Origin of the sequence: Streptomyces sp. NPDC050263 (assembly GCF_040655955.1) — a bacterium.
Lineage (GTDB): Bacteria > Actinomycetota > Actinomycetes > Streptomycetales > Streptomycetaceae > Streptomyces.
The window spans coordinates 1-7,930 of record NZ_JBFAKW010000157.1 but is presented as its reverse complement, the minus strand read 5'-3'; the positions used below and the strand labels follow the sequence as shown (position 1 = coordinate 7,930).

Below are 7,930 nucleotides of genomic sequence, written 5' to 3'. Positions count from 1 at the left end.
CGGTACGCACGGGGAGCTGCTCCGTCTCGGCGGGAGGTATGCCGCGTTGTGGCGGACTTTCGTGGGCGAGGATGAGCCTGCGGCGGTGTGATCGGCGGATCGGGCTGTCGCTGTCGAGCGGTCCTGGTGCCGCGTCGGACCGCCGGACGGAGTCCGGCCAGTCGTCTCGAAGCCCGGGAGGCCCGCCAGGGCCGAGCGGTGCGAGGGCGACAGGGGGAGGTTCGGCTCACGGCAGGGTGGTGGAGGACGGTACGCACGGGGAGCTGCTCCGTCTCGGCGGGAGGTATGCCGCGTTGTGGCGGACTTTCGTGGGCGAGGATGAGCCTGCGGCGGTGTGATCGGGCGGCGGGGGTGGACGCGTGCTGGTGACGACCGTGCAACCATCCGACACATGTCGTGCGTCCGTACATCAGTACGGCTATCGCGTACAGCCATCGCGTACGGCGAACGTAGGAGGGGACGGGAACCGTGGGCATAGGTAGGGGCAGTACGACGGTGCGACGGCTGACGGGCGGGCTGGTCGTGCTGCTCGTGTCCGGGCTGCTCGCCGTGGCGGCGCCGGGCAGCGCCCAGGCCGCTTCCGCGTCGTCGACCGCGTCCTGCGCGGGCCGGAAGGTGCGCACCCTGTCCTTCTCCGCCGGCTCCGTGCTGGTCTACCGGGACGGCGGCTACGTCTGTGCCGTCACCGTCCAGAAGCACCCGGGCGTCAAACGGCTCGTGTCGGTGAGTCTTCAGGCGCGCGGCCATGTCGCCGTGCCGAAGTCGCGGCAGCACACCCAGAGTTCACCCTCGGTGCGGGTTTATGCGGGACATCGCTTCATACGGGTGAGCGGAGGAGTGGGCGGCACCAAGTACACCTCGCCCTGGTTCTCCTGCTGAACCCACCGACAACCCCCTGATGGCCTGTCAACCCCCTCTGGCGCGACCGGTGTTGCTCCGATAGCTTCCGGCGACGCACATCTGTCTCACAGGGAGGGTGCACGCGCATGCGCAAGGCGCTCAGATGGCTGCTGGCGCTCACGGTGCTCATCGGCACGTTGAGCACGGCCGGAGCGGCCACCGCCGCCGAACCGGGGCCGGCCGACATCAAGGACCGGCTTCTCTCCGTCCCGGGCATGAGCCTGATCCAGGAGAAGCCGTACTCCGGCTACCGCTACTTCGTCCTCGACTACACTCAGCCGGTCGACCACCGGCACCCCTCCAAGGGCACGTTCCAGCAGCGGATCACCGTGCTGCACAAGGACGTCGCGCGCCCCACCGTCTTCTACACCAGCGGCTACAACGTCTCCACCAACCCCAGCCGCAGCGAGCCGACCCGGATCGTGGACGGCAACCAGGTCTCCCTGGAGTACCGCTTCTTCACGCCGTCCCGCCCTGCCCCGGCCGACTGGACCAAGCTGGACATCTGGCAGGCGGCGAGCGACCAGCACCGCGTCTTCAAGGCGCTCAAGAAGATCTACAGCAAGAACTGGCTCTCCACGGGCGGCTCCAAGGGCGGCATGACCGCGACCTACTACGAGCGCTTCTACCCGCGTGACATGGACGGCGTCGTCGCCTACGTCGCCCCCAACGACGTGGTGAACGACGAGGATTCGGCCTACGACCGCTTCTTCGCGAAGGTCGGCACCAAGGAGTGCCGCGACCGCCTCAACGCGGTCCAGCGCGAGGCACTCGTACGCCGCGAGCCGCTGAAGAAGAAGTACGAGGCGTACGCGGCGGAGAACGGCTACACCTTCACCACCGTCGGCAGCCTGGACAAGGCGTTCGAGGCGGTCGTCCTCGACTACGTCTGGGGCTTCTGGCAGTACGCGCTGATCGCCGACTGCGACGAGGACGAGCTGATCCCGCCGGACGCCGGGGCCGCGACCGACGACCAGATCTGGGACTCGATCGACACGATCTCCGGGTTCTCCTTCTACACCGACCAGGGCCTGGAGCCGTACACGCCGTACTTCTACCAGGCGGCCACCCAACTCGGCGCGCCGGACATCCGCTTCCCGCACATCGAGAAGAAGTACATCCGCTACGGCTACCAGCCGCCGCGCAACTTCGTCCCGCGCGCGATCCCGACCCGGTTCCAGCCGACCGCGATGCGCGACGTGGACGGCTGGGTCCGCCACAACGCCCGCCACATGCTCTACGTCTACGGCCAGAACGACCCGTGGGGCAGCGAGCGGTTCCGCGTCGACAAGGGCGCGAAGGACTCGTACGTCTTCACGGCCCCCGGCCTGAACCACGGCGCGAACGTGGCCGGCCTGGTCCCCGACCAGAAGGCCTTCGCCACCGCCCGCATCCTGGCCTGGGCAGGCGTCGCCTCCTCGGCCGTCGCGCAGGCGAAGCCACTGGCCACGTTCGACGCGAAGCTGGACGTGCCGGACATGGAGCGGGAGCCGACGCTGCGTCCGTAGCCCGACTCGGACGTCCGGCTCACACCGGCCGCGCGCAGCCCACCGGATGCGTGTCGTCGCCGAGTCGGACGTAGAGGGCCGTGGACGCCGGGCAGTGTGAGCGGGTGTCCACGGCCTTCACCACCTGGTACTGGGGTTTCCTCGCGCCGGAGCCGTCGCACGGCGTCTCGCGGACCTGCCCGCTGCCCGCGCCGTAGACGCAGTCGCCGACGATCGTGCGGGGGCCGCCGCCGGCGCCCGGGTCGCCGGGGTGCGGCGGCTGGAGGGCGCGCATACAGGCGTAGCCCTGCGGGATCGAGCCCGCGCCGCCTTCCGCGGGCTGCTCGCCGATGTGCAGACGGAAGTCGGTGGTCGGCGGGCAGAGCGGGCCCTCGCCGACCTTTCCGTCGTGCCGGGCGACGACCCGGGCCGCCGCCCGTTCTCCACCGCACGGCACCTCGGTGTAGCTGGTCGTCCCGAACGAGCTGCACTCGTCGACCGCGAGGAAGACCGTGCCGAAGCCGGACACGGGGAGCAGGGAGGAGGGCGCCCGGGCCGACGTCGAAGACCCCTTCCCCGCCCGGTTCCCACTCTCCTCGGAGGACAGGACCTGGCACCCCGTCAAGGCCAGGGCGCAGGCCAGGGCCCAGCGCACCACTCCCACCGGCGCCTTCACAGACCGTCTTCCACGCATGGCGTCTCCCGCTCGCCCGACGAACAGGGCCTGACCAGCGTGGCCCGCGACGCCGGGCGCACGCCAGCCGCGTGGGGCGCTTTGCGCGTGGTGCGGGAGATCTGCCGCGCGCTCGGCGTACGCCTAGTAGGACAAACCATGCCCGATCGGATACAGCACCTGGGCCGGATCGTCCGCCCGCTTCACCGGCGCCGGCAGCCTCCCGTGCGGGTCGGCCGTTCCGGCGATGACCCGGGCGGCGGCCCGCAGTTCGACGTCGGTCCAGCAGTAGGCGGCCAGGAAGGCTTTCACGGAGGGGAGCCGGGCGACGTCGTAGGGGTTGCGGATCGCCACGGCGACCACCGGCCGGCCCGTCGCCGAGAGTCGCTCCACCAGCGTGCGTTGACTGCCGGCCGCCGTCACGTTGCAGGTCGTGACCACCACGGCGTCGGCCGCGCCCGCGGCCGTCACCGCCTGCGTGATCGCCTCGGCGGAGGGGGCCGTGCCCGTGGACAGGGCCGTCGCCCTGAAGCCCAGTTCGGTGAGGGCGGCGGCGAGGACGCCGGTGGGCGGGCCGGTGGTGCCGGTGGGGGAGGCGGGATCGGCGCCGACGACCAGCAGCCGGTGGTGGGTGCGGGGGGAGAGCGGCAGCACCGGTCCCTCGTTGACCAGCAGGGTCGTCGTGCGCGAGGCCAGCTGGTCGGCGGTCGCGAGATGGGCCGGCGTGCCGACCGTCCGGCCGACCTCGTCCCGGCTGACGTACGGCTCTTCGAACAGGCCCAGCCGCGCCTTCAGCCGCAGGATCCGCAGGACCGATTCGTCGAGCCGCTCCTCGGTCAGCTCCCCGTCCTGGACGGCCCTGAGGACGGCGTTCCAGGCGACGTCCAGGTCGGGCGGGTTGAGGAGCTGGTCGACGCCGGCCTTGAGCGCGAGCACCGGCACCCGGTCGTCGCCGTACTTCGTGCGCACGCCCGCCATGTCGAGGGCGTCGGTGACCACCACCCCGTCGTAGCCGAGCCGCTCGCGCAGGATGCCGGTCACGATCGGGTGGGAGAGGGTCGCGGGATCTCCGGAGTCGTCGAGGGAGGGGACCAGGATGTGCGCGGTCATGAGGGAGTCGACGTCGGCGGCGATCGCCGCGCGGAACGGCACCGCGTCCAGCGTCTCCCACACCTCGCGCGTGTGGGTGATGACGGGGAAGCCGTAGTGGCTGTCGACGGCGGTGTCCCCGTGCCCGGGGAAGTGCTTCGCGGTCGCCGCCACCCCGGCCGCCCGATAGCCCTCGACCTCCGCCGCGACCAGCTCCGCCACCGACTGCGGGTCGGCGCCGAAGGAGCGGACGCCGATCACCGGGTTGGCCGGGTCGACGTTGACGTCGGCCACGGGGGAGTAGTTCTGCCGGATGCCCATCGCGCGCAGCTCACGGCCCGCGAGCCGCCCGAGCGTGCGGGCGTCGGCCGACGATCCCCCGGCCCCGATCGCCATCGCCCCCGGGAACAGCGTGGCCGGTCGGCCCACCCGGCAGACGGCGCCGTGCTCCTGGTCCGTGGAGATCAGCACCGGCAGCCCGCGCGGCTGCCCGAGGGCGGCCCGCTGGAGACCGTTGGAGAGGTCCGCGATCTGCTGCGGGTCGCGGGTGTTGTGCGCCCAGGTGAAGTAGATGATCCCGCCGAGCCGGTAGCGGGCGAGCAGTTCGGCGGGAGTGCGCACGCCGAACTGGGCGAGGTTGGCGTCGACGTCGGCCTGGTCGGGCGCGGTCGCCGAATGGCCGTGCACCCGCGAGACGAAGACCTGGCCGACCTTGTCCTCCGGTGTCATACGGGAGAGGAGGACACGGAGCCGACGGTCGTCCGCGTGCGCCGTGCCGCCGACGGCGAGGGCGGCGGTGACGCCGGCGGTGGCGGCGAGGACGGTGCGTCGGGATGGCACTCGTCTGGAGGGCATGGTGCGCTCCTTCCGGAGGGGTCCGATGGCCGGAGGGGTCCGATGGCCGGAGAGGTCCGAAGGCCGGAGGGGGGCCGGAGGCGCACGCTACCCGTGGGGGCGCCGCCATCGGCGCATTGGAGGGGGGCGCGCCGATGACGGCTCGGCTGCCGGCCGCGGTGCGGCGGAGAGGGTGGGTCAGCGATCGCAGCCAGTGGCGAGGGCCGACACCGCACCGAGGTGACTCGTCCGACAACTTGCGAATTGGACGAGCGGGGCGGGAGCAGGGTTCCCGCTGACGCACGGATTTCCGGAAGTCGGGGCGGATGTGACACGAGGGAACCCGTGATGCGGCCGACCGCCACGGCCGCTGTTCATCCGCCGGACACCGCCCCGACCGTCGTCCATCCCGTGGACGTACCGGCGACCGAGCGGATCGGCGCGGGATCATGAGGGGCATGGCCCTCGTCGACATCCCCGGTTCCAAGTCCATCACCGCCCGCGCCCTCTTCCTCGCGGCGGCCGCCGACGGCGTCACCACCCTCCAGCGCCCCCTGCGCTCCGACGACACCGAGGGGTTCGCCGAGGGCCTGACCCGGCTCGGCTACCGCGTCGGACGGACACCGGGCGCCTGGCAGGTCGACGGCCGCCCACAGGGGCCGGCGCTCGCCGAGGCGGACGTCTACTGCCGGGACGGCGCGACCACGGCCCGCTTCCTGCCGACCCTCGCCGCCGCCGGCCACGGCGTCTACCGCTTCGACGCCTCCCCCCAGATGCGCCGCCGCCCCCTCCTCCCGCTCACCCGCGCCCTGCGCGACCTGGGCGTGGACCTGCGGCACCAGGAGGCGGAGGGCCACCACCCGCTGACCGTGCGGGCGTCCGGCGTCGAGGGCGGCGAGGTGACGCTGGACGCCGGCCAGTCCTCCCAGTACCTGACCGCCCTGCTGCTGCTCGGTCCGCTCACCCGCACCGGCCTGCGCATCACCGTCACGGACCTGGTCTCGGCGCCCTACGTCGAGATCACCATCGCGATGATGCGGGCGTTCGGGGCGGAGGCGGTCCGCGAGGGGAACACGTACGTCGTCCCGCCGGGCGGCTACCGCGCCACGACCTACGCGATCGAGCCGGACGCCTCCACCGCGAGCTACTTCTTCGCGGCGGCCGCGCTGACCGGCGGCGAGGTGACCGTGCCGGGCCTCGGCGCGGGCGCGCTCCAGGGCGACCTGGGCTTCGTGGACGTCCTGCGCCGGATGGGCGCCCGGGTGGACGTCGGCGCCGACCGCACGACCGTGGCCGGGACCGGCGAACTGCACGGCGTCACCGTCAACATGCGGGACGTCTCCGACACCATGCCGACCCTCGCCGCGATCGCCCCCTTCGCCTCCGGACCCGTACGCATCGAGGACGTGGCGAACACGCGCGTGAAGGAGTGCGACCGGCTGGAGGCCTGCGCGGAGAACCTCCGGCGGCTGGGCGTGGACGTCGCCACCGGCCCCGACTGGATCGAGATCCGGCCCGGCGCGGCCCCGGTCGGCGCCGACGTCAAGACCTACGGCGACCACCGCATCGTCATGTCCTTCGCGGTGACCGGACTGCGCGTCCCCGGAATCTCGTTCGACGACCCCGGCTGCGTCCGCAAGACTTTCCCCGGTTTCCACGAGGCGTTCGAGGAACTGGGGCAGCGGTTGCGGTAGCGGCCGGGGAAGGACGACGTCGGGTGAGTTTCGAACTGCGGGGGCCGGTTCTGGAGGGCGCGCTGGTACGCCTGGAGCCGCTGGAGCACCGGCATGCGGCCGAGTTGGCGGTGGCGGCGGAGGAGAACCGGGGAACGTACGACTTCACCTGGGTGCCCAGGGCCGACGAGGTCGGCGAGTACATCGACGCCCAGCTCGCCCGCGCGGCGAGCGGCCTGCTCGCGCCCTACGCGCAGATCTCCCTGGCCTCCGGCCGGGCGGTCGGCGCGACCTCGTACTGGGAGCCGCGCTCCTGGCGGTCCGAGGACCGACTGGACGCCGTCGAGATCGGCTTCACCTGGCTGGCCCGTTCCGCCCAGGGCACGGGCGTCAACGCCGAGGCCAAGCTCCTGCTCTTCCGGCACGCCTTCGAGGAGTGGGGCGTCGCCCGGGTCGACCTGAAGACGGACACCCGCAACGGCCGCTCCCAAGCGGCGATCGCAAGCGTCGGCGCCCGCTTCGAGGGCATCCTGCGCAACTGGTCCCGCTCCTGGGCCCCGGGCGAGGACGGCCGTCTGCGCGACACCGCGATCTTCTCCCTCACGGCGGACGAATGGCCCGACGTCGAGCGGAAACTGTCGGAGCGGGTGGCGAGATACCCGGCGGTGAGCACGTGAGCGCCGGGCGGACGTCCTGGCGCAGGCCCGCGCTGTCCCCGGTGCTGGAGGGCGTCGTCACGGGCGGCAGCGCACTGCTGTGGTACGCCCTCGCCACGCTCCTGTACCTGGAGAACTACACCAAGGAGCCCTGGGACCCGGACTACCCCAGCGAACGCCCCTTCTTCCTGCTGGCCTGCACCGCCGGGGCGTCACTGCTGCTCACCTGGGGACTGCGGTCCCTGCCGACCGGCCGCACCGGCCTGTTGGGCCGGATCCTCGACCGGGCGACCCAGGTCCGCGCGGCGGCGGTGGCCGTGATCTGGGCGGCCCTGGTCGTGGCGGCGATCGTCACCTGACACCGGCGGCGGCCACGAAGGCCGCCGCCGTACGCAGCTCCTCCCGCACCGCCGTCAGCACCGGATCCCGCTCCGCCCCGGCCCGTACGGCGACGAAGACGTTCCGCGCCGGCGGCTCGCCCTGCGCCGGACGCAGCGCCAGAGCCTGGTGGGCGTACGCCGCAGTGCTAGTGCCGCGGCAGGCAACGTTCGCCCCGTCGCGACGCCCGGCACGCACTCTCGCCGCACCGGCCGAAAGCCCAAGTACGTCCAGTACGAG

General features: G+C 72.5%; 7 protein-coding genes and 1 pseudogene. 5 read left to right on the top strand and 3 right to left on the bottom strand.

Going from position 1 to position 7,930, the window contains the following annotated elements; genetic code table 11:
* The first annotated feature begins 474 nt into the window (after positions 1-474).
* Positions 475-879 carry a hypothetical protein gene (locus AB0J04_RS40540; protein ID WP_363173696.1) on the top strand — a complete coding sequence of 135 codons (405 nt, stop codon included), beginning with the start codon at positions 475-477 and terminating at the stop codon, positions 877-879.
* A 107-nt stretch (positions 880-986) separates the two neighbouring features.
* Positions 987-2,408, top strand: a complete 1,422-nt coding sequence (locus AB0J04_RS40535) for a S28 family serine protease (protein WP_363173683.1) — start codon at positions 987-989, stop codon at positions 2,406-2,408.
* Positions 2,409-2,427: 19 nt separating this feature from the next.
* Here AB0J04_RS40535 and AB0J04_RS40530 read toward each other — a convergent pair whose 3' ends face one another.
* Together AB0J04_RS40530 and AB0J04_RS40525 are read right to left on the bottom strand one after the other, a co-directional pair.
* Positions 2,428-3,081, bottom strand: a complete 654-nt coding sequence (locus AB0J04_RS40530) for a hypothetical protein (RefSeq protein ID WP_363173682.1) — start codon at positions 3,079-3,081, stop codon at positions 2,428-2,430.
* A 123-nt stretch (positions 3,082-3,204) separates the two neighbouring features.
* Positions 3,205-5,004 (bottom strand): glycoside hydrolase family 3 protein, encoded by a 1,800-nt coding sequence (locus AB0J04_RS40525; protein WP_363173681.1) that lies wholly within the window; start codon positions 5,002-5,004, stop codon positions 3,205-3,207.
* A gap of 437 nt (positions 5,005-5,441) precedes the next feature.
* Here AB0J04_RS40525 and aroA point away from each other — a divergent pair, with 437 nt between their 5' ends.
* From aroA to AB0J04_RS40510, 3 genes are read left to right on the top strand one after another with little or no spacing between them, the layout of a single operon-like run.
* Positions 5,442-6,677, top strand: coding sequence for a 3-phosphoshikimate 1-carboxyvinyltransferase (gene aroA, locus AB0J04_RS40520; RefSeq protein WP_363173680.1), 1,236 nt, complete (start codon positions 5,442-5,444; stop codon positions 6,675-6,677).
* A gap of 23 nt (positions 6,678-6,700) precedes the next feature.
* Positions 6,701-7,333, top strand: coding sequence for a GNAT family protein (locus AB0J04_RS40515; protein WP_363173679.1), 633 nt, complete (start codon positions 6,701-6,703; stop codon positions 7,331-7,333).
* Entirely contained in the window at positions 7,330-7,671 is a 342-nt protein-coding gene (locus AB0J04_RS40510; protein WP_363173678.1) for a hypothetical protein, read from the top strand. Before AB0J04_RS40515 ends, AB0J04_RS40510 begins: the two co-directional genes overlap by 4 nt.
* Here AB0J04_RS40510 and AB0J04_RS40505 read toward each other — a convergent pair.
* Positions 7,664-7,930, bottom strand: a pseudogene (locus AB0J04_RS40505) (hypothetical protein); the annotation flags it as partial. The gene AB0J04_RS40510 and the pseudogene AB0J04_RS40505 overlap by 8 nt on opposite strands.